General features: G+C 72.5%; 17 protein-coding genes and 1 pseudogene. 6 read left to right on the forward strand and 12 right to left on the reverse strand.

The window, feature by feature from the left end:
* Positions 1–12 precede the first annotated feature (12 nt).
* Entirely contained in the window at positions 13–1,443 is a 1,431-nt protein-coding gene (locus tag AC5RVZ_RS11075; RefSeq protein ID WP_494065805.1) for an NAD(P)/FAD-dependent oxidoreductase, read from the forward strand.
* A complete protein-coding gene (locus AC5RVZ_RS11080) occupies positions 1,440–1,811 on the forward strand; it encodes a cupin domain-containing protein (RefSeq protein ID WP_494065806.1) in 372 nt (123 codons plus the stop codon). The genes AC5RVZ_RS11075 and AC5RVZ_RS11080 overlap by 4 nt, the downstream gene beginning before the upstream one ends.
* A gap of 66 nt (positions 1,812–1,877) precedes the next feature.
* Here the strand turns inward: AC5RVZ_RS11080 and AC5RVZ_RS11085 are convergent, their stop codons facing one another.
* Positions 1,878–3,539 (reverse strand): PucR family transcriptional regulator, encoded by a 1,662-nt coding sequence (locus tag AC5RVZ_RS11085; RefSeq protein WP_494065807.1) that lies wholly within the window; start codon positions 3,537–3,539, stop codon positions 1,878–1,880.
* Between the two features lie 269 nt (positions 3,540–3,808).
* On the opposite strand from AC5RVZ_RS11085, the gene AC5RVZ_RS11090 reads away from it, so the two are divergent.
* Both AC5RVZ_RS11090 and AC5RVZ_RS11095 read left to right on the forward strand, forming a co-directional pair.
* Positions 3,809–4,216 carry a transferase gene (locus tag AC5RVZ_RS11090; protein ID WP_494065808.1) on the forward strand — a complete coding sequence of 136 codons (408 nt, stop codon included), beginning with the start codon at positions 3,809–3,811 and terminating at the stop codon, positions 4,214–4,216.
* 163 nt (positions 4,217–4,379) lie between these two features.
* Positions 4,380–4,985 (forward strand): LysR substrate-binding domain-containing protein, encoded by a 606-nt coding sequence (locus AC5RVZ_RS11095; RefSeq protein WP_494065809.1) that lies wholly within the window; start codon positions 4,380–4,382, stop codon positions 4,983–4,985.
* 229 nt (positions 4,986–5,214) lie between these two features.
* On the opposite strand, the gene AC5RVZ_RS11100 is transcribed toward AC5RVZ_RS11095, so the two are convergent.
* The 4 genes from AC5RVZ_RS11100 to AC5RVZ_RS11115 all read right to left on the reverse strand — a co-directional run bounded on the left by AC5RVZ_RS11100 (position 5,215) and on the right by AC5RVZ_RS11115 (position 10,546).
* On the reverse strand, positions 5,215–7,692 hold the full coding sequence (locus AC5RVZ_RS11100; RefSeq protein WP_494065810.1) for a CHAT domain-containing protein: 2,478 nt from the start codon (positions 7,690–7,692) through the stop codon (positions 5,215–5,217).
* 42 nt (positions 7,693–7,734) lie between these two features.
* Positions 7,735–9,384, reverse strand: a complete 1,650-nt coding sequence (locus AC5RVZ_RS11105; protein WP_494065811.1) for a S8 family peptidase — start codon at positions 9,382–9,384, stop codon at positions 7,735–7,737.
* An 89-nt stretch (positions 9,385–9,473) separates the two neighbouring features.
* Positions 9,474–9,950, reverse strand: coding sequence for a hypothetical protein (locus AC5RVZ_RS11110; RefSeq protein ID WP_494065812.1), 477 nt, complete (start codon positions 9,948–9,950; stop codon positions 9,474–9,476).
* Complete coding sequence (locus tag AC5RVZ_RS11115; RefSeq protein WP_494065813.1) at positions 9,947–10,546, reverse strand: RNA polymerase sigma factor; 600 nt, start codon at positions 10,544–10,546, stop codon at positions 9,947–9,949. Before AC5RVZ_RS11115 ends, AC5RVZ_RS11110 begins: the two co-directional genes overlap by 4 nt.
* 111 nt (positions 10,547–10,657) lie before the next feature.
* Between AC5RVZ_RS11115 and AC5RVZ_RS11120 the strand changes: the two genes are divergently transcribed.
* Positions 10,658–11,404, forward strand: coding sequence for a glutamine amidotransferase-related protein (locus AC5RVZ_RS11120; protein ID WP_494065814.1), 747 nt, complete (start codon positions 10,658–10,660; stop codon positions 11,402–11,404).
* Here the strand turns inward: AC5RVZ_RS11120 and AC5RVZ_RS11125 are convergent, their stop codons facing one another.
* The 7 genes and pseudogenes from AC5RVZ_RS11125 to xylA form a co-directional block, all read right to left on the reverse strand.
* Positions 11,405–12,202 carry a TspO-related membrane protein gene (locus AC5RVZ_RS11125; protein WP_494065815.1) on the reverse strand — a complete coding sequence of 266 codons (798 nt, stop codon included), beginning with the start codon at positions 12,200–12,202 and terminating at the stop codon, positions 11,405–11,407.
* A 75-nt stretch (positions 12,203–12,277) separates the two neighbouring features.
* A complete protein-coding gene (locus AC5RVZ_RS11130) occupies positions 12,278–12,766 on the reverse strand; it encodes a glutaminase (protein ID WP_494065816.1) in 489 nt (162 codons plus the stop codon).
* Positions 12,763–13,956, reverse strand: a complete 1,194-nt coding sequence (locus AC5RVZ_RS11135; RefSeq protein ID WP_494065817.1) for a cation:proton antiporter — start codon at positions 13,954–13,956, stop codon at positions 12,763–12,765. The genes AC5RVZ_RS11130 and AC5RVZ_RS11135 overlap by 4 nt, the downstream gene beginning before the upstream one ends.
* Positions 13,957–14,316: 360 nt before the next feature.
* Positions 14,317–15,003, reverse strand: a pseudogene (locus AC5RVZ_RS11140) (GTP pyrophosphokinase); the annotation flags it as partial.
* 105 nt (positions 15,004–15,108) lie between these two features.
* The gene (locus AC5RVZ_RS11145; RefSeq protein ID WP_494065818.1) at positions 15,109–15,951 is read right to left on the reverse strand and encodes a transposase; all 843 of its coding nucleotides are present in this window, start codon (positions 15,949–15,951) and stop codon (positions 15,109–15,111) included.
* Positions 15,952–16,127: 176 nt separating this feature from the next.
* Positions 16,128–17,432 carry a xylulokinase gene (gene xylB, locus AC5RVZ_RS11150; RefSeq protein WP_494065819.1) on the reverse strand — a complete coding sequence of 435 codons (1,305 nt, stop codon included), beginning with the start codon at positions 17,430–17,432 and terminating at the stop codon, positions 16,128–16,130.
* Between the two features lie 162 nt (positions 17,433–17,594).
* Positions 17,595–18,785, reverse strand: a complete 1,191-nt coding sequence (gene xylA, locus AC5RVZ_RS11155; protein WP_494065820.1) for a xylose isomerase — start codon at positions 18,783–18,785, stop codon at positions 17,595–17,597.
* Between the two features lie 139 nt (positions 18,786–18,924).
* Here xylA and AC5RVZ_RS11160 point away from each other — a divergent pair, with 139 nt between their 5' ends.
* Entirely contained in the window at positions 18,925–19,932 is a 1,008-nt protein-coding gene (locus tag AC5RVZ_RS11160) for a LacI family DNA-binding transcriptional regulator (RefSeq protein ID WP_494065821.1), read from the forward strand.
* Positions 19,933–19,960: the final 28 nt, after the last annotated feature.

Consider the following 19,960-nt stretch of genomic DNA (forward strand, 5'->3'; position numbering starts at 1 on the left):
GGGCTGATATCCGTGGGCACGACCGTCTTCGAACGGCAGCGGCCGGCAGCATCCGTCGTCCGGCACGCCCTCGAGGGCACCCGGCACGCGGTGTTCTGGCGTGAGGACCTCCCCGATCACCTGCTGCCCGACCGGCCACCGCTCGTCGGCACGCAGCGCGCCGACCTCGTGATCGTCGGGGCGGGCTACACCGGGCTGTGGACGGCGCTGCTCGCGACCGAGCGCCACCCCGGCGCGAGCATCGTCGTGTTGGATGCACAGCGGGTGGGCTGGGCGGCCTCGAGCCGCAACGGCGGTTTCTGCGAGGCGAGCCTCACGCACGGCACCGAGAACGGGATGGCGCGCTGGCCCGACGAGATGCCCACTCTCGAGCGGCTCGGCATGGCGAACCTCGACGCCATCGAACGGGCCGAGGCCCGCTATGGCGTCGACTTCCAGTTCGAGCGCACCGGACAGCTCGCCCCCGCGGTCGAGCCGCACCAGGTCGAGTGGCTCAGGGAGTGGGCGACCGAAGGCGAAGAGGGGGTCGTCTTCCTCGATCAGGATCAGGTGCAGGCGGCCGTCGCCTCCCCCACCTACCTCGCCGCGGTGTGGGAGCAGCGCACGTGCGCGCTGGTGCACCCCGCCCGCATGGCAGCGGAGCTCGCACGCGTGTGCGAGGAGCGCGGCGTGCGCATCTACGAGCGGTCACGGGCGACCGGGCTGGATACCGCGGGGGCGGGCGTCGTGGTCGTCACCGATCAGGGACGCGTGCAGGCATCGCGCGCCGTTCTCGCGACGAACGTGTTCCCGTCGCTGCTGGCACGCAACCGGCTCATGACGGTGCCGGTGTACGACTACGTCCTCATGACCGAGCCGCTGTCGCCCGAGCAGCGCGCGTCGATCGGATGGCACGACCGGCAGGGGATCGGCGATCTGGCGAACCAGTTCCACTACTACCGGCTCACCCGCGACGACCGCATCCTCTTCGGCGGTTACGACGCGATCTACCACTATGGCCGCAAGGTGCGCCCCGAGTACGAGCATCGCCCCGCCACGTGGGAGAGGCTCGCGAGTCACTTCTTCACGACATTCCCACAGCTGGAGGGATTGCGCTTCAGTCATCAGTGGGCGGGCGCGATCGACACCTCCACGCAGTTCACCGCGTTCTTCGGCACCGCACGGGACCGCCGTGTCGCCTACGCAGCGGGCTTCACCGGACTGGGCGTCGGGTCGACCCGCTTCGCGGGCGAGGTCATGCTGGACCTGCTCGATGGCGCCGACACCGAACGCACGCAGCTGGAGATGGTGCGGCGGCGCCCGCTGCCGTTCCCGCCCGAGCCGGCCGCCGCGATCGGCATCAACGCCACGCGCTGGTCGCTCGACCGCGCCGACCACAATCGCGGCCGGCGCAACCTGCTGCTGAAGACGCTCGACGCCCTGGGCTTGGGGTTCGACTCGTGACCGGGCGCCCTTCCGACCTGCCGGCGGGCACCGTGACGGATGCCGCCGCCCTCGCCCTTCCGCCGACGCCGGTGCCGCCGGATCAGATCGTCGCAGGAACCCCGGCGACCGGCGTCGTCGAGCTCGGCGCGGTGACCCCCGAGACCGCGGTGCAGGTCGGCGTGTGGGAGATGACGCCGGGCGCGATGCGCGACGTCGAAGCGGACGAGGTCTTCGTCGTGATCGCCGGCCGGGCGACCGTGGCGTTCGAGGAGCCGCCGCTCCCGGGGATCGAACTGCGTCCCGGCTCGATCGTGCGCCTCACCGCCGGGATGCGGACGGTGTGGACCGTGCACGAGACGCTGCGGAAGGTCTATCTCGCGCCTTGACGCTTCGTCTCGCCGCCGGACTCCTCGCTCGGTGATCGTCGAGCGAGCCGCGCGGGGCGAGACGTCTCAGCGGCCGGCGCTGCGCCGCACCAGCAGCGCCAGGTGCAGCGCCGTCTGGGTCTCGCCGTCGTCGAGGTCCACGCCCAGCAGCTCCTCGATGAGGGCGATCCGCTGGTAGAACACCGAGCGCGACAGGTGCGACGCGGATGCCGCCGCCGTGCGGTTGCCCGGATGCGCGAGCATCGCCTCCAGCACGTCCAGCAGGTCGCCCGAGCGGTTCAGGTCGTAGGCGATCAGCGGGGCGAGCATCCGCTCACCGTGCTCGAGCACGCGGTGGTCGTCCCGCAGCGCGGTGACCAGCTGAACGAGGGGCCGGTTCTCGGCGCGCCGCAGCTGCGGTCCCCGGTCGTTGCGCCGACGACGACTGCGCGCGAGATCGACCGCCTCGTGCAGTGAGGCGAGGGCCGTCTCGATGTCGCCGGCGACACGGCCCACCGACACCGTGATGCGATCGACGTCCCCCGGGTCGACGACCGCCCGCGCGAACGACAGCACCGCATCGTCGTCGAAGCGCGCGTCCGCGGGCAGCGAGACCAGCAGGGCGGCCGCCGGTGCCGCGACGCCGTCGGGGGCCGATCCGGCCAGCGCCCGCCCGCGGATGCCGCGGACCGCCGCGTCCGCCCGCTCCGACGCCACGGCCGCGCCGGAGAGCACCATCCCGTACAGCTTGGCGCCTCGCACCGGAAGGCCGGCGGCCTCGAGCCGGGCGGCGGCGCCGCCGGCACCGGCGAAGCGTCCGGCGAGCAGCCCGTCGACGAGCCGGCGGCGCGCGACCCGCGCCCACTCGTCGCTGTCCCCGTCTGCCAGCCGTCCCACCGCGAGCGCGATGGCGCCCTGCTCGAGCACCGCGGTGCGCCCCGCGGGGTGCTCGGGTCCCGGGAGCGCCAGCAGATTCCCCCAGCGGATGCCTCGCGCCTCCACGGGCACGATGAGCCAGTCGTCTGCGCTCGCTGCGGCGTCGCGTTCGCGCCGCTGCTCCGCCCGGCGGTGCGCCGACCGCGAGCGCAGCTCCCAGTCGGTGAAGAGCTCCTCTTCCATCGCCAGCGGCACCTCGGTGGCGACGACCTCGTGCGCGAGATTCTCCAGCACCACGGGTGCGCCCAGGGTCTGGGCCACCTGCTGCACGATGAAGTCCGCCGGAGACCCGCGCAGCACCAGCGCTGTGAAGCGCTCGCGCACCTCGTCCCGCGCACGCAGGGCGTCGGTCTGCCCCGCGATGATCCGGCTGTGCACCGCTTCGGTGAGCGTGACGAACTTCACTTCACGGTGAAGGACCACCACCGCCAGCCCGCGTGCGGCGGCGGCCGAGACCACGGCGGCGGGCGCCTGGCGATACTGGGTGCCGAGTTCGAGGACGAGACCGGCAAGCCCCGCGTCGGCCAGCTCATCGACGAAGCGACGCAGGTCGGAAGGGTCGGACGGCCACGACGAGCCGGTCGACAGGAGCAGCTCGCCGCCGTCGAGGAGGCGTGCGACGCCGGCGCTGTCCGAGACGTGCAGCCACCGCACGCGGGCGTCGAGCGCCTCGTCGCCGACGAGCACCTCCGGCACGCCGTTGGCGACGGCGTCGAGGGCGATCACCTCGCGGACGGTGGGAAGCGTCTCGTAGGCGGATCGGTCGGTCGGACGATCCGTCTGGATCGTGCGACCCGCGCGGCGGTCGGGCAACGGGGCCGCCCCTTCTGCTGAGTCGGGAGAGGTCTCCCTCAGCCTAGGACAACCCCGGTCGTTCTGTCCGGCAGGCTGACGCGTTCGACGGCTGCCCGTCGCGCGCACGGCGTCCGGGCGCTCGGGGCATCCCTCGCGGAACATCCCATACTCCAGCCGCGTTCCAGAAGCAACCCGCTTCGTGAATCCGGACCGATGCGAGGGAATGAAACCCTGCAATTCGAGGTTATTCCTGTACTCGGCACCGAACGGTGCTGCAGGAGGGGACAGTGGGTAAGAACTACGTCGACATCGAGAACGACCACGGCGAGACGCTGCGCTACCGCAAGCACGCGAACGGTCGGGGATTGATCGCGCACGGCGCCAAGGTGCACCCGAGCGCCATCGTGGAAGCCGGTGCGTACGTCGAGCCGGGCGTGCAGATCGCCGCGGGCGCACACGTCGGCCGTGGCGTGTGGGTGGAGAGCGACGCCGTGATCGGTGCAGATGCCGAGATCGCGCCGCACGCTCACATCGGACCGCGGGCAGCGATCGGCGCACGCGCCAAGATCGGCGTCCGCACGCAGGTCGGCACGGATGCCCGTGTCGCCGGCGGCTCGCTCATCGGTGACGACGAGACCATCGCCGACGGCGAGAAGGTGGCCACCGACCGCCGAGGCCTCCGGCTCGCGGCGTGACGCTGCCCGGGCGGCACGGAGCGCTGCCGATACGCTGATCCGTATGGCCGGCGGCAGAGCGCGCAAAGGCGGTTCCGGGCGGGATGCCTCCGCTCGGCGTCCGTCCCGTTCCACGCCGAAGCCGCGACCACGGCGTCCTCAGCCATCGCCCGGGCCGTCCCCCGTGCCGGCTCCGCCGAGCGTGTTCCGGCTCGGCGCGATCCCGGGAGCGACCCCGGGCAGGTGGATCGACATCTGGAACGAGCGGATGCCGCTCACGCGGCTGGACCTCGTGCCGGTGGCCGTCGCCGACCAGCGCCGCGCCCTGCTCGACGGGGAGGCCGACGCCGCGATCGTGCGTCTTCCGATCGACAGGGACGGTCTGCACGTCGTACCGCTGTACGACGAGGTGCCGGTGGTCGTCTGCAGTCGAGAGTCCCACCTGACCGCGGCCGACGAGCTCGAGCTCGGCGATCTGGCGGGTGAAGTGCTGATCGTTCCCGCAGACGCCGTGCTCGACGTCGACGTGCCGGGTGCCGTCGCGCCGGTGTTCCCGGCACCCGCCGACACCGCCGACGCGATCGCGACGGTCGCCGCCGGCGTGGGCGTCGTCATCGTGCCCATGTCGCTCGCGCGCGCGCACCACCGACGGGACGTCGACCACCGTCCCCTGCGGGACGGGCCGTCCTCGAGCGTCGCTCTCGCGTGGGTGGCCGAGCGGACGACGCCCGCCGTGGAGGTGTTCGTCGGCATCGTCCGGGGACGCACCGCCAACTCGTCCCGCGGCTGACCCTCGCGGTCGCATCCGCCAGCAGGCAGAAGGAGGGGGATGTCATGGAGATGAGCTCTCCACGACATCCCCCGGGAAGCGGCCCCGGATGACCGCCGCGTCCCCCGCACGCGCCCCAGTCGGTCTTTGCCCCCCTCCGCGTCCGACGCCCCCACGTCGGACGGCGATGGGCCGTTCGAAGTGATGAGCGCCCGCCCCGCCCGGTGATACATCGGATCCGCCCGATCCGTCAGAAACCCGCCCCGTGCACCTGGAAGGGTGCGACGATCCCGGTGCGCTCGCCTGCAGCCGTCAGCGCCTCGGACGGAGCCGCGCCGGCGGCCAGACTCTCGTGCATGGCGCTGAGCAGCTCGCAGGCGTCGTCGTCGGCGACCACCACCGGCGCGGCGATGACCGAGCGCGCTCCCGCGTGCAGCCACACGCGGGCCATGCCGATCGCCTCTTCGCCCCACCGGACGGACGAGCGACCGACCTCGCAGGCCGAGAGGACCACGGTGCGGGGGACATCCGGGATGAGGTCCACGTCGTAGCCGAAGAGCGTGCCGTCGGCGAGCTCGAGCCCTGAGAACAGCGGGTTGTCGGCCGCGTGGCGGCCGTGAGCGGCGACATGCAGCACGTCCGCCCGCCCCGCCAGCGCCGTCACCGCCGCCACCGTCGCCTCCGTGCCGCGCAGCGTGTGTGCGTCCGACCACGCCGCCGCGGCGGCGTCGATCTCCTCGTCCGCGCGCGCGACCCGCGGGCCGGCCGCGAAGGCCGCGGTGGCTGCTCCGCCGGCGGCAGGCTCATCCCGGTGCCGCAGCCATCGCGTCGCCGATGGCGCCAGCGTGAAGACCCGACCGGTCATGGCGGGAAGCATCGCCCACGGCATCCCGCTGAGCACACCCGGCACGGTGATCACCAGCCGTCGCGCGCCGACCGGCGCCAGCGGCTCCTCCAGGAGCGCGTCGGAGAGCACGCGGAGTCTCTCGCCGAGGGAGCGTCGGACGATGTCGCCCATGCGGTCGCGCACGGTGGCCGCCATGTCGAGGTCCGCACGAAGTCCCGCGAAGGACCGGCGGACCAGCGGCCACTGCTCGAGGTTCCGCAGGTGCGTCGCTTCGCGCGTGACCACCAGCGCGTGGAGGGCGTCGCCGGAGAAGACATAGGACAGGAGGGCGGTCTCGTCGTCCAGCGCCTCCTGCACCTGACCGAGCGTCGCCCGTCGCTCGATCGCGGCGGCACCCGTGGCCGACCACTGCCGTTCGCGCGCACGGTCGCGCAGTTCGGCGACGCGGTCATTGGATGTCCACGCGGGGTCGTCGGCGCGCAGCATCCGGATCTCCGCGAGCTCGGCGGCCAGGCGCGCATCAGGCGGGGGCCGCAGCGGCACCACCTGCTGACTCAGGTGACGCGCCCGCTCCGACCACTCGAAGACGTGCTCGGGCCGCTGTGATCGCACGGCGGAATCGAGTCCCGCGAAGATCAGCCCGCTGCCGTGCATCGCGACCGCGGTCTGCAGGTCCAGGCTGCCGAACGACTCCTGCCATCGGGCGAGCAGGTCCAGGCCCGCCGCTGCGTGGGCGCGCGCCTCGGCGTGCCGTCCCGCGCCGGCGGCGCGCGCGGCCCGGGCCTCGTGGGCGAGCAGGCGCACCTCCATCGATGCCCGAGGCGGGACGCGGATGGCGGCGCCGTCACCGGCGCCGGCGTGCCGCGCCCGAGCCAGGACATCCGACATGCGCAGGGCCGCGGCCTCACTGCGGAATCCGCGGGCGTGCAGCGCGGATGCCGTCGCGGTGACCTCTCCGGGCGCGGGCGGACGCCAGCGCGCCCGCAGGCGGTCCCCACGGCGCGTGACGCGTCCTCCGGCGAGCTGGGCGCGCAGCCGCACACCGTCGGCCCGGCTGGCCCACGTCTCGTTCCCGAGGGCGCGGAAGCGCTTGGCCGACGACGCGGCGACCGCGCGTGCCTGCGCGGGATCGTGCGTGAGCAGAGAGGCGGCGAGCTGGAACTCGGCCTCCGCACGCGCCTGGGGCATGCGATGGGCGCCGAAGACCCGTGCGATGCGGCGGAGGATCTCCTCGGCCTCGGACGTGAGGCCGGCATCCCGCAGCACTTCCGCCCGGTCGAGATCCGAGATCGCCGCGGTGACCGGCGACAGCGGCGCCAGCGTCCTGCGTGCCGCGAGCATCGACTGATGCGCGCGTACGAGGTCGCCCTCCAGCAGCGCGATGTAGCCCTCGTTGTGGCGGGCCTGCGCCTCGTCGACGTCCATGCCGAGCGCGGCGAACGTGCGGGTCGCTGCGGAGGCGTCCCGTCCGGCGGCGGCGAGGTCCCGCCGTCGCATGTTGATGAGGCTGCGGTTCATCAGAAGATTCGCGCGTGCCTGCGGATCGTCGGAGAGGCCGTCGATTCCGCGCGTGAGCCAGCGCTCGGCTTCGTCGAGCTCTCCGGCCATCTCGGCGAGGGCTCCCAACTGGCCGGCGAGGATCGCGACGGTGTGCGCCGCCAGGCGCGGGTCCTCCAGCGCTTGGCGACACAGACGGGTGGCCTCGGCATGCTCGCCGGCGCGTGCGAGCGCATACGCGAGCGTCCCCGTGATGCGTGCGCGCAGATCCGGGTCGTCGGTCAGCTCGGATGCCTGGGCGAGGAGGCGTCGGGCTTCGGCGAAGCGCCCGCGATTGGACAGCTCCACCGCGCGGCGGTGGAGGCTCTCGGCGGACGGCGGCACGGTCCCATCCTGGCGGCACAGGTCGCCGCGCGCGAGGGTGCGTCAGCGCGAAGCGGATATCCGGCGGGGACCGCGCCGGGCGAGCTCGGCGAGGATCGCTCCCTCGGCGTCCTTGGCCGCCGCGACCCGGGCCCCGGCATCGGGCAGCGCCGACTGCGCCAGCGGCCCGGCGAGGGCGCGGGCGAACAGCGCCGCGACGTACGGGGCGGCGAAGGAGGTGCCGCTCCACAGGGCGAAGCCGCCGCTGAAGTCGTCGGGGTCGATCGTCTCGCGGCGGATTCCCCAGCGATCGTCGCGCGCGCCGGGCTCGACGCCGCCCTCGAACGGCGGCGACGTGCTCAGCACGGCGACCCCGGGGGCGCACGTGCGCACCCAGGGCCCGAGGTTGCTGAAGAGCGCCATGGTGCCGTTGGGGTTGAGCGCACCGACGGAGACGTGCGGTGCGGCGTCGTCGGGATCCTCGACGACGAAGTCCGCGTGCGGCCATGCCCACAGCGACGCCGGGAAGGTCGGCCGGTCGGTCGCCTCGTTGCCGGCCGAGCAGACGACGACGCAGCCGAGGCGTCGCGCCGCGACGAGCAGCTCGCTGAGCGTGCGGTCGAACAGCTCGTCCTCGGGAGTCTCGTGGTAGTAGCTCAGCGAGAGGTTGATCACATCGATCGCCCGGCCACCTTCGTCCGGACTCAGCGACATCCACTTCACCAGGCTGCGCACCGCCACCATGAAGGCGCTCTCGAGGACCGTCCCCTGACTGTCGGCGACGCGCACCGAGATGATGTCGGCGTCGGGACACACCTGACGCACGATGCCCGCGATGAACGTGCCGTGACCGGCGGCCTCGTCGATGCCGCCGTCGAAGGGACCGCTGACGTCGCCGTGGATCTCGGGGTCCGTCGCCGCATCGGTCACTCCGATCGGTGTGCCCTCCACGACGGGATGCCGGTCGACGATGTCGTCGGGCAGCCACGGGTGCGCGCCGCATCCGGTGTCGAGGACGGCGACGACAGGACGCCGGCCACCGGCGGGAAGATCCGTCCGCAACGGCGCCGGACCGACATACCCGACGACCTGGCGGCCCCCGCTGCCGGGATCGGCGTAGCTCTCGACGCCCGGCGCGTTCGTCTTGCCGAACGGGTTGGTCTTGCCGAACGGGTTGGTCTTCCCGAACGGATTGGTCTTGCCGAACGGGTTCACCTGGAGGGGGTCGACCGTCAGCACGTGGTCGAGCGCCGCCCCCGGGAAGTCCCGCCCGAAGCGGGCTCGCGCGCGCTGCAGCAGCCGCCAGGCATCGATCGGGGGCACCGGCTCATCGTCGCGATTCGGGCGGGGCTGCCGGAAGATCCGCACCCGGTAGAGCGTGGGCAGATCGAACCGGTCGCGACCGGCGCGGGCGCGGTTCACCGCCGCCTCGATCGTCTCGCTCTCGCCGCTGACGCGCTCGAGGTCGATGTCCCATCCGAAGTCGCCCGCAGCCACCCGCAGCTGCTGGAGCACATCCTCCAGCCGGTCGGTCGCGGTGACGATGAGATGCTCCGGGTCGTACGCCGTCGGATACGCGTTGACCCCGGTGACCGGCTCGCTGCGCGGATCCAAGGGCACGCCGCGTGCACGCGCGGCGTCATAGCGCGCACGCCAGTCGAGCGGCCGAGCTTCGCCTTCCGGCGCGTCGTTGTCCTCAGGCACGTCGGCCATTCCTTCTCCTTGTCACACGACGGGTCAACGAGTGGTCGCACGGCGGACATCGCGGCCTCGCGGCCGTGGCGCCCGTGGCGTCCGTAGGATCACACTTCGAACTGGGGCGTCTGGAAGTCGCGCAGCTCGCCGGCGGCGTCGCGCACGACCATCCGGATCCGCACGACCCCTGGCGGCACGTCCTCGAAAGCGAAGCGGCCGTGCTCGCCGACCTCCGTCTGCCGCTCACGCTCCCCCTCCACAAGGCGGATCGCCAGGGCCGAGGCATCCACCCAGCCGTCGACCCTGCGCCGGCCGCCCTCGGTGGCCGTCACGTGCAGCAGGACGCTCGTGGTGCCGTCGCTGAACTGCAGCGTCGCGGTGTCGGACTCCCCTCGCACCGCGGCGAGCGACCCTTCGACGAGAGTCAGCAGCGCGTACTCGCGAGACAGGTCCTCGACGGCGACGGCGGCGACCATGCGGTCGACCAGCTCGGCCGGCATGGGATCCACCCGCTCCCACATGCTGCGCATGCGTGCGAACAGCGCGGCATCCGCGGCGAAGTCCTCGCCTCCCACGTCGGTCATCGTCCCCCCTCACGCTCGAGCGCTCCGCGGAGCTTCCCGAGACACCGCTGGCGTGTCGGCCCGATCGATCCCACCGGCATCGAAAGATCCTTCGCGATGCGGGCGTAATCGGGACGGTCGTCGAAGGCGACGACGCGCAGCAGCCGCTGACAGCGCTCGTCGAGCGTCGCCACGGCGCGCCACAGGCGCATCGTCTCGTCATCGTCGGCCGCCCTCTGCTCGGCCGACTCCACGACCGGCAGGTGCGGCTCGAGCGTCTCCGCCTCGGTGGCGGCGGTGCGGCGCTGCTGGCGTCCGACGCGCCACGCTTCCCGGCGCGCGCAGATCGTGAGCCAGCCCGACACCGCACGAGGGTCCTCGATCGTGTCGTGGCGGCGCACCAGCGTCAGCCAGGTGGTCTGCACCACGTCCTGTGCGAGCGCGTGGTCGAGACCGTAGGCACGGGCGATCTGCCACAGCGGCGGCGTCATCAGCCGCACCAGATCGTCCATCGCGCGCCTGTCTCCCTCCCGCCAGCGCACGAACAGCGACGCGGCGCGCTCCCATCGCGCCGGCTCCACGGAGTCGACGGACGGCTCGGCGTCGGCATGCGTCATGACGCTTATTGTGTCCACACCGCTACAGAGTCCGGTAGTGCGCGTGTGATACATGCCCCGCACACATCCCGCGCGAAGGTGCGCGGGAGGTGCCCGACTTAGAATTCCGGCATGACGACCGGTCCGCTGCTCTATGTGTGCGTGCGCCCGCAGCAGGGCGCCGCGGCGGCCGAGTACGAGTCGTTCCGCTCGGCGATGCGTGTCGATCCCGGGCAGCTCGCGCAGCACGACCTCGTGCGGCAGCCGCTGCCCGACGATGTGTTCGACCGCTTCCGCGGCTTCGTCGTCGGCGGCAGTCCCTTCAACGTCGCCGACCCCGAGTCCACCAAGACCGACGCGCAGCGCCGCGTCGAGGCCGAGCTCGGACGGATCGCCGAGCGCACGGCGGGCGGGGACGGTCCCGCGGCGCTGTTCACCTGCTTCGGCATCGGCGTCGTGACCCGGATGCTCGGCGGCACCGTGAGCCGGGCGTTCCCGGAGGACACCGGACCGGTGACGATCGAGCTGACCGAGGCCACGGCATCCGATCCGCTCTTCGGCGGCCTCGCGAACCGGTTCACGGCGCTCACCGCCCACAAGGAGGGGACCGAGGCCGCGCCACCCGGCGCGGTCCTCCTCGCCGTCAACGACGCCTGCCCCGTGCAGGCGTACCGCGTCGGGGACCGGCTCTACACGACGCAGTTCCACCCCGAGCCGACCACGCGCGCTTTCACCGAGCGGATGGCCGTGTACCGCGACGACGGGTACTTCGAGGCGGCCGCCTACGACGAGATCGCCGCCCGGGTGCTCGCCGCATCGGTCACCGAGCCTGTGCGCCTGCTCCGGGCCTTCGCGCAGCGGTTCGCCGGGACGGCGTGATCAATCAGCGTTCCGGAACTCCTCGAGCTGGCGGAACGCCCGCCCGACGACCGGGACGAGGACCAGGATCGCCGCGACCACGATCGCGGTGACGCCGATGCCGGCGCTCGCGGGATCGCCGGAAAGACGGCCGACCGCGATCCACGTCGCTCCCCACGCCATCGCGAGGACGGGGGCGAGGCGCCAGCCGCTCGCGAGGGCGATGCCCAGGCCGAGGAGTCCGACGAGGACGAGGACCGCGATCCCCCACGTCGTGGCCGCATCCGCCCACGACGCCGGCGCCGTGCGCGTCAGCCAGACCGCCGTGTCGGCGACGGTCGCGAGCGTCACCCATCCCAGGTGCAGACCGGTCACACCGTCGATCAGGAGCGCGCTGACGATGCCGCGGCCCGGCAGGACGACCGCCTGACGGAAGGTCACGGCGAGCGCCGCGAGGAGCAGCACGATCGCGACGACGGTGAGGCCGAGGGTCAGGAACTGCGCCGTGACGAGCCAGAGCCCGTTGAGCACCATCGTCGCCGCGATGAGCCATCCCAGCGCCCGCTGGCGGTCCGATCCGCGCTGGGCTGGCAGCGCCTGCCACACGGTGTAGGCGAAGAGGCCGACGTAGATGACGGTCCAGATCGAGAATGCCGGGCGTGCGGGCGCGAGGTACGACGCGTCCGCATCGAGGGCGCCCTCCTGGAGGTCCTGCACGGGCGTGCCGCCCCCGAGTCCCGTGCCGACCATCGCGGCGATGATCATGAAGCAGAAGGCGCTGATCACCGCGATCTGACGGACGAGGTCTCTCGATGTCATCACCCCACGCTAGGCGCGGGGGCCGGTCGAGCCAGCGCCTTGACACCGCACGCGCAACCGTTCCGGCCGCGACGATCAGGCGCCGGCGGGAGGGTCCAGCAGCAGCGCGATCCGCTCGTCGAGGTAGCCCGCCAGGGGGACGAACCCGCCCATCGCGCTCCAGCGCACGCTGGGCACTCCTTCGACGACGGCGAGCGGACCGGATGCCTCGCCCCCGTCGACCGCTCGCACATCGAGCGCGCTCCAGCCGATGTGGACGATCTCGCCTTCATCGAACCCGCCGCGTCGGGCCGCCGCGGCGAGTTCGGCCCGCCGCCGCTGCGACTCGGCGGTGAACCCGCGTCGCGCCTCCAGGCGTGCCCGGATGATGTCACCGGTGGCGAAGACCTCGCTGTCGCCGAGAAGCAGGACGCCCAGATGCCAGGCCGCGCCGGAGCGCTCGATCCGCGGGGCGCGCGCGATGCCGAGCAGCCGGCGCGGTTCCCGGTACACCCCGAGCGCCTCACGGGGAGCCGGATGCAGCCGGGTGCGCGCGGCCTCGAGGATCTCGGCGGTCGTGCTCATCCGTCGCCCGTCCCGTCGCGAGCCGCCGGGACGCGTTCGCCCCGCAGCGCCATGCCGAGGAATGGGAACAGCAGCACCGACAGCATGCCGGCCGCGACGAGCACCGACTGCTGTCCGCTCGTCAGGATGCCCTCGTCGACCCCGATCGCAGTGACGGCGACGATGATGGGCAGCCCGGTCGCGCCGAGGAGCGCGATGCCCAGCCGGTCGCGCATCGTCGCCCCTGCGGGCGCGGCGAGCACCGACGGCAGACCCCGGATGATCAGGAGCGCGACCGCCCCGAGCGGCACGAGCGCGAAGAGGATCGGCTGGTCCAGCAGCGCCTGCAGGTCGAACGTGACACCGGTGTAGAGGAAGAACACCGGCACGAGGAAGCCGAACGCCACGCCCTCGATCTTGCTGTCGACGGCATGGCGGTCGTGCGGCGAGGCATCCCGCATCAGGAGGCGCCAGATGATCCCGGCGGTGAAGGCTCCCAGCAGCATGTCGAGGTCGAGCACGATGCTCAGCGACACGAGGGCGGCGAGGATGAGGAAGACCACCCGGATCGCGAACTGGCCGGAGGTGTGGAGCGTGGCGCTCACGACGGTGTGCATGGCCCCGCGCGGCACCCGGAACGCCAGCCAGATGGCCAGGGCCGCGACGAGCGCGAACACGACCAGCACGACGGTCGAGATCCCGGGCTCGCGCCCGCCGAGGAAGATCGAGATGGCGACCAGCGGGCCGAACTCCCCGACGGCGCCGACGGCGGCGACGGCCTGCCCGAACGGCGTGCGCAGCTCGCCGGCATCCCGCAGGATCGGCAGCAGCGCCCCGAGCGCCGTGGAGCACAGGGCGACGCCGATGACGACCGCGGCCTCGGTGGGCGCCAGCAGGAATCCCGCCGCGACACCCGCCGCGAGGCTGATGACCCACCCCAGCGTCGCGCGGCGGCCCAGCCGACCCCGGAACGAGGCGAATTCGATCTCCGTGCCGGCGACGAAGAAGAGCATCGCCAGCCCGAAGTCGGCCAGGGTCTGTGCGAAGGCGCTGGGCACGGCCCAGCCGAGCACCGCCGGCCCGACGAGGATGCCGAGAGCGAGCTCGAAGACGACCACCGGTATGCGCACCCACCGGCCGAGGGCCCGTGCGAGCAGCGGAGCGAGCACCGCGAGCAGCGGAAGCACCAGCAGCGTCGGCTCGAGGTCCACGGCTTCACCCTAGCGATGCGGCCGTTCCGGCGGCCGCGGGCCTCGCGACGATGGGTGCGCACAACTCAGGCTGGATCGGCGGGCGGCGGCTCAGACCGAGGTCACCGGCCCGGCAGGAGGGCCGGTCACGGTGGTGGAAGTCGGCTCGACGGGCGTCTCCGTGACGGTCGTCGGCGCCGGCTCGAGCGGCTGGTCGGTCACGGTCGTGGTCGCCGGCTGCACCGACGGGCTCGTCCCTGAGGCGTCGGAGGCGTCCGCCGGGTCGGCGGTCGCGGTCGGGACCGGCAGCACGGACGCCGCCGGTGCGATCGTGAGGTACGGACGCATGTCGCCGTGGACGCTCCGACCCACGACGGCGCGTGCGCTGCCGTTCCCGCGGATCTCGCGGTGCAGCCGCTCCATGCGCTCGTCGAGCTCGGACGCCGTCTGGGCGGCATCCTTCAGGCTCTCCAGGAGATCGTCGGGAACCTGCGTGGCGTACTTGTAGTAGATCTTGTGCTCGAGGCTCGCCCAGAAGTCCATCGCGATCGTGCGGAACTGCACCTCGACGGGAACCTCGATGCGTCCGGTCGACAGGAACACCGGCACCTCCACGATGGCGTGCAGGCTCTTGTAGCCGTTGGGCTTGGGCGAGGCGATGTAGTCCTTCACCTGGATCAGGCGGACGTCGTCCTGCGCGGTCAGCAGGTCGAACAGGCGGTACACGTCCGTGACGAAGCTGCACGTGACACGAATGCCGGCGATGTCGGTGATCTCCCGGCGGATCGAGGCGAAGTCCGCCTCGACGCCCTTGCGCTGCACCTTCTCGACCAGGCTGTCGGGCGACTTGACCCGGCTGGAGACGTGCTCGATGGGGTTGTAGTCGTGCGTCAGCAGGAACTCGTCCCGCAGGATGCCGATCTTGGTCTCCACCTCCTGCAGACCGAAGCGGTACTCCATGAGGAACCGCTGCAGGCCGTCCCGCATCTCGCGCAGCTCTGCCGCGGAGACCGTGATCTCGGTGTCTTGGGAGGCCGTCGAGTGCACAAGGGGCCCGGGGGTCGCCATGTCCTCACGCTAGGGATGCCTGCTACGAGAGTCCTGTGAGAAGTGGATGGATCGACACGGCGACGACAGCTCGCGCACCGACTGTCGATCCGTACCGGCTCGGCATCAGATCTCCTCGAGCGCGCGCTGCGCGCGCTCGACCTCCTTCGCCGCCGCCTTCGCGCGCCGGCGCGCCTCGGCGTGGTCCTGCTCGATCGCCTCGAGCGTCTCGGCCTGGGCCCGCGCCTCCTGCTCGAGCTGGGCGAGATCGCGCCGGAGGTCGTCCATCCGCTCGGCCAGGTGGTCAGCGCGCTCCTGCGCCTTCGCCCGCCGGGCGTCGATGCGCGCCGCTTCCCGCTCGGCTTCGCTCGCGAGCCGCTCGGCCTCGCGGGCGGCTTTCTCGGCCGCCTTGCGCGCGCGGCGCTGGGCGAGGTCGTCACGCGGCGGCAGAACCGTCGCGCCGGGCAGCGACCCGCCCACGGCGTCGGCCAGGTCCGAGTCGTCGAACGCGCCGGCCTCCAGCGGCTTCACGAGCCGTCCCGTCATCACGGCCGCCGCGGCGGTGGCATCCATCACCGCCGCATTGATCGTCTTCTCCACGTCCTCGCGCGCGGCAGCGCTGACGGTGACGCCGGCATCCTCGGCCAGGTCCACGGCCTGCTTGGCGAGCGCCGCGACGAGCTGGCGGCGCTGCCGGCCGAGGCGTGACATCTCCGCCGCGTCGAGGTCCTCCTGCGCCTCGCGCAGCGCCGCAGAGAGCTCGAGGGCCTCGCCCAGCTGGCCCTCGCGCGCCAGCAGGTTGACCGCCCACGCGGCGACGGACGGTTTGCGCAGCGCCTTGATGTGCGCAGCGATCGCCCGGTCTGCCATGCCGGCGCGGGCGTTCCGGGCCTTGGTGAACTGGTCCGGCGGCAGCACGTACAGCTCGGCGGCGACGGCGTCGAGCTCGGCGGAGTCGGACTTCGGCATCGGGCCCATTCTTGCGCGTCACACGGCCGAAGCGCGCCCGGCCGGTGCGAGTGCGCATGACTCAGGCAGAAAGCCGCTGTCGCGGCCGGAACCGGCCGGCTCGGGCCGCACAGCCTGAGATATGAACGTGGGGCGCACCATCCGCCGAGTCGACGGGCCGCCGACGCAGCGTGTCGTCAGGCGGCGAGGACGGATGCCGCCTGCCGAGCGGCCCCGAGCGCCACGTACTCCCCCGGCGCAGGCACCTCGACGGGAAGGCCGAGCACCAGCGGCGCGATGGTCCGCACCGCCTCGGACTGCGCACCGCCGCCCACCAGCAGCGCACGATCGAGTGGGACGCCCAGTCCCCGCAGGGCCTCCAGACCCGCGGCGAGCCCCGACAGCATGCCCTCCACCGCGGCGCGCGCGAGGTTCTCGCGCGTCGTGGAGGCCAGCGTCATGCCCGTCAGCGACGCGGTCGCGTCGGGCAGGTTCGGTGTGCGCTCCCCCTCGAAGTACGGCACCAGCCTCAGCCCGCCCGCACCGGGCTGAGCGGCGAGGGCGAGCCGGCTCAGCTCGGCATGGTCGACGCCCAGCACGCGGGCGACGGCATCCAGGACCCGCGCCGCGTTGAGGGTCGCGACCAGGGGGAGGAACCGCCCCGTGCAGTCCGCGAAACCCGCCACCGTCCCGGTCGGGTCGATCGTGCGCTCCTCGCTCACCGCGAACACCGTGCCGCTCGTGCCGATCGAGACCACGACGTCCCCGGGCCCCGCGCCCAGGCCCAGCGCCGCGCCGGCGTTGTCGCCCGCGCCGCCGCCGACACGCCGGCCGTCGGCATCCGTCACCCAGTCGGCGGGTCCCAGCACCCGGGGCAGGATCGCATCCCGCCCGAGCGCGGCCACGAGCAGCTCGCGGTCGTAATCGCCCGTCTCGGGGCTCCAGTAGCCCGTGCCGGAGGCATCCGATCGGTCCGTCACCAGCTCCTCGAGCACGGGTCCCCGGGAGGACTTCCCCGCCGGGCCGAAACCGCGCAGGCGCCAGGTCAGCCAGTCGTGCGGCAGGGCGACGGCTGCGACGCGAGCGGCGTTGTCGGGCTCGTGGTCGCGCAGCCAGCGCAGCTTGGTGATGGTGAAGGATGCCACGGGGACCAGTCCGGTGCGCTGTGCGAGCGCATCCGCGCCGAACTCGCGGATGAGGTCGGCGGCGGCGTCGGCGGATCGGGTGTCGTTCCACAGCAGGGCGTCGCGGATCACGCGCCCCTCCCCGTCGAGCACGACCATGCCGTGCTGCTGCCCGCCGATCGCCCAGGCCTCGACGCCGCTCAGCCCGCCGGCGTCGGCGATCGCGCCCTCAAGGGCCGTCCACCAGGCCTCGGGATCCACGGCGGTGCCCTCGGGGTGCGGCGCCCGCCCCTCGCGGACGACCGCCCCGGTCGAAGCATCCGTGACCACGACCTTGCACGACTGGGTCGACGAGTCGACCCCCATCACCAGCACCATCCCCACCCCTTTCGATCTGCCTCTCCCCATGTCCCTCCGCCACCGTCGATTCTCGCGAGACTGCAGTGGAGCGCCGAGACCGCGTTCGCGAGGGTGCTGTCTCGGCGCCCCGATGCTGTCTCGCGGTCGGAACCGGGGCTGTGCCGCCAGCCGGACGTGGGGTCAGCCGCGCGCGCCGAGCAGGTGCTCGGTCGCCAGCTGCTGCAGCCGGACGAAGCCGAAGCCCTTGCCGCCGAGGTACGCCCCGGCGTCGAACTCCTCGTACGCCGAGCGATCGGCGAGGAAGTCCTCGTACGTCTCGCCCGGGTTCAGCGTCGGCGTCGACAGCTCGTCCACCTTCGCGGCGGCGAGCGCCTCCTGCACCTCGGGATCGGCACGGAAGGCCGCGGCGCGCTCCTTGAGCAGGAGGTAGGTGCGCATGTTGGCCGCCGCCGACTCCCAGACGCCGGTCTCGTCCTCGGTGCGTGAGGGCTTGTAGTCGAAGTGGCGGGGGCCGTCGTACGCCGGGACGCCGCCGGGGCCGCCGTTCTCGAGCAGGTCGACCAGGGCGAAGGCGTTGTGCAGGTCGCCGTGGCCGAACACCAGGTCCTGGTCGTACTTGATGCCGCGCTGACCGTTGAGGTCGATGTGGAAGAGCTTGCCGTGGTACAGCGCCTGCGCGATGCCGGCGGCGAAGTTCAGGCCCGCCATCTGCTCGTGGCCGACCTCGGGGTTCAGGCCCACGAGCTCCGGGTGCTCGAGGGAGTCGATGAACGCGATCGCGTGGCCGAGCGTGGGGAGCAGGATGTCGCCGCGGGGCTCGTTGGGCTTCGGCTCGATCGCGAAGCGGATGTCGTAGCCCTTGTCGATCACGTACTGCGCCAGCAGGTTCACCGCCTCGCGGTACCGCTCCAGCGCCGCCCGGACGTCCTTGGCCGCGTCGTACTCGGCGCCCTCGCGCCCACCCCACATCACGAAGGTCTTCGCCCCCAGCTCGGCACCGAGGTCGAGCTGCCGGAACACCTTGCGCAGCGCGAAGCGGCGGACCTGACGGTCGTTCGAGGTGAAGCCGCCGTCTTTGAAGACCGGTGCCGAGAAGAGGTTCGTGGTCACCATCGGCACCACCAGGCCCGTGGCCTCGAGCGCCCCCTTGAGACGGTCGATCTGCGTCTGACGCTCGGCGTCGGTCGATCCGAACGCGAACAGGTCGTCATCGTGGAACGTCAGGCCGTAGGCGCCGAGCTCGGTCAGCTTCTCGACGGCGTGGACGACGTCGAGCGCGGGACGGGTGGGGCCGCCGAACGGGTCGGTGCCGTTGTAGCCGATGGTCCAGAGGCCGAACGAGAACTTGTCGGCGCGGGTGGGGGTGGGCATGACGCTCCTGTTCGACGATGAACCAATTGTTGTCTACGACAACCTATACCACGAGGGATGCTCCGTCCAGCCGATCGGCATCGGAGCCTCGCAAGTTCCGCACCAACCGCGCGATACTTTCGAGGGCTAGCATCGAGTCATGACGGACCAGCCTCGTGTCACGCTCGCGGCGATCGCCGCCGAGGCCGGCGTGTCACTCGCGACGATGTCGAAAGTGCTCAACGGACGGACGGATGTCTCGCCCGAGACACGCGCGCGGCTGGAGGAGCACCTGGCCCGCCACGGCTACACCCGGCGCAGTGCGAAGCAGCGCCGGGAGTTCGTCGAGCTGGTGTTCCACGAGCTGGAGCCGAGCTGGTCGATGGAGGTCATCGAGGGGGTCGAGGACGTCGCGCACGGCGCCGGGCTCTCGGTCGTCCTCACCGTCAGCGGGGACCGTCACGCGCCCTCCGCGGACTGGATCGACGGTGTGCTGCGTCGACGGCCGGTCGGGGTCATCCTCGTCTTCAGCGACATCGAGGAGCGGCACCGCGAGAAGCTCCTGTCTCGCGGCATCCCGTTCGTGATCGTCGACCCGGCCGGCGACCCGTCCCCGGACGTCCCCTCGGTCGGATCGGCGAACTGGTCGGGCGGCCTCATGGCGACGCGGCACCTCATCGAACTGGGCCACCGGCGCATCGCGGCGATCACGGGTCCCGAGGACATGATGTGCTCGCTCGCCCGCGTGGACGGCTACCGATCGGCGATGAATGCGGCCGGCCTGCCGATCGACGCGGAGCTCATCCGGTTCGGGGACTTCCACCCCGGCGGCGGGGAACGGCACGCCCGCGACCTGCTCGCCCTCCCCGATCCGCCGACCGCCATCTTCGCCGGCAGCGACCTGCAGGCGCTCGGCGCGATCGCCGCGGGATCGGCGATGGGGCTGCGCGTGCCCGACGACCTGTCGGTGGTCGGCTATGACGACATCGCGCTCGCACGCTGGATGAGCCCGCAGTTGACGACGGTGCATCAGCCGCTGCGGCGCATGGGCGAGGAGGCGACGCGCCTCGCGCTGCGACTGGCCGATGGTGCGACCGTCGAGACGCTGCGCATGGATCTCGCGACCCATCTCGTCGTGCGGGGCAGCACCGCACCGCTCGCGGCCTGACTCGCGCCGCCCGCCGGGCGCATGGCGG

It is taken from the genome of Arthrobacter sp. Cza30, assembly GCF_059090765.1.